Source organism: Streptomyces sp. NPDC003023 (genome assembly GCF_042888225.1).
Lineage (GTDB): Bacteria > Actinomycetota > Actinomycetes > Streptomycetales > Streptomycetaceae > Streptomyces.
Map to the genome: position 1 here is coordinate 1 of NZ_JBIAPL010000024.1, position 1,396 is coordinate 1,396.

General features: G+C 56.1%; 1 rRNA gene (cut by a window edge). It reads right to left on the bottom strand.

The annotated features are described in order from the left end of the window. Position 1 precedes the first annotated feature (1 nt). Positions 2 to 1,396: ribosomal RNA gene (locus ACFYV1_RS33595) — 23S ribosomal RNA — on the bottom strand (its annotated part continues 1,344 nt past the right edge of the window); the annotation flags it as partial.

The window sequence follows — 1,396 nt, forward strand, 5'->3', positions numbered from 1 at the left end:
TGAGGACAAGCCCTCGGCCTATTAGTACCGGTCAACTCCACCCCTTACAGGGCTTCCATATCCGGCCTATCAACCCAGTCGTCTACTGGGAGCCTTACCCTCTCAAGGAGGTGGGAGTCCTCATCTCGAAGCAGGCTTCCCGCTTAGATGCTTTCAGCGGTTATCCTTTCCGAACGTAGCCAACCAGCCATGCCCTTGGCAGGACAACTGGCACACCAGAGGTTCGTCCGTCCCGGTCCTCTCGTACTAGGGACAGCCCTTCTCAAGACTCCTACGCGCACAGCGGATAGGGACCGAACTGTCTCACGACGTTCTAAACCCAGCTCGCGTACCGCTTTAATGGGCGAACAGCCCAACCCTTGGGACCGACTCCAGCCCCAGGATGCGACGAGCCGACATCGAGGTGCCAAACCATCCCGTCGATATGGACTCTTGGGGAAGATCAGCCTGTTATCCCCGGGGTACCTTTTATCCGTTGAGCGACGGCGCTTCCACAAGCCACCGCCGGATCACTAGTCCCGACTTTCGTCCCTGCTCGACCCGTCGGTCTCACAGTCAAGCTCCCTTGTGCACTTACACTCAACACCTGATTGCCAACCAGGCTGAGGGAACCTTTGGGCGCCTCCGTTACTCTTTAGGAGGCAACCGCCCCAGTTAAACTACCCATCAGACACTGTCCCTGATCCGGATCACGGACCCAGGTTAGACATCCAGCACGACCAGAGTGGTATTTCAACGACGACTCCACCTGAACTGGCGTCCAAGCTTCACAGTCTCCCACCTATCCTACACAAGCCGAACCGAACACCAATATCAAACTGTAGTAAAGGTCCCGGGGTCTTTCCGTCCTGCTGCGCGAAACGAGCATCTTTACTCGTAGTGCAATTTCACCGGGCCTATGGTTGAGACAGTCGAGAAGTCGTTACGCCATTCGTGCAGGTCGGAACTTACCCGACAAGGAATTTCGCTACCTTAGGATGGTTATAGTTACCACCGCCGTTTACTGGCGCTTAAGTTCTCAGCTTCGCCACCCCGAAGAGTGACTAACCGGTCCCCTTAACGTTCCAGCACCGGGCAGGCGTCAGTCCGTATACATCGCCTTACGGCTTCGCACGGACCTGTGTTTTTAGTAAACAGTCGCTTCTCGCTGGTCTCTGCGGCCACCCCCAGCTCAAGCAGCAAGTGCTATCACCAGGAATGGCCCCCCTTCTCCCGAAGTTACGGGGGCATTTTGCCGAGTTCCTTAACCATAGTTCACCCGAACGCCTCGGTATTCTCTACCTGACCACCTGAGTCGGTTTAGGGTACGGGCCGCCATGAAACTCGCTAGAGGCTTTTCTCGACAGCATAGGATCATCCACTTCACCACAATCGGCTCGGCATCAGGTCTCAGCCT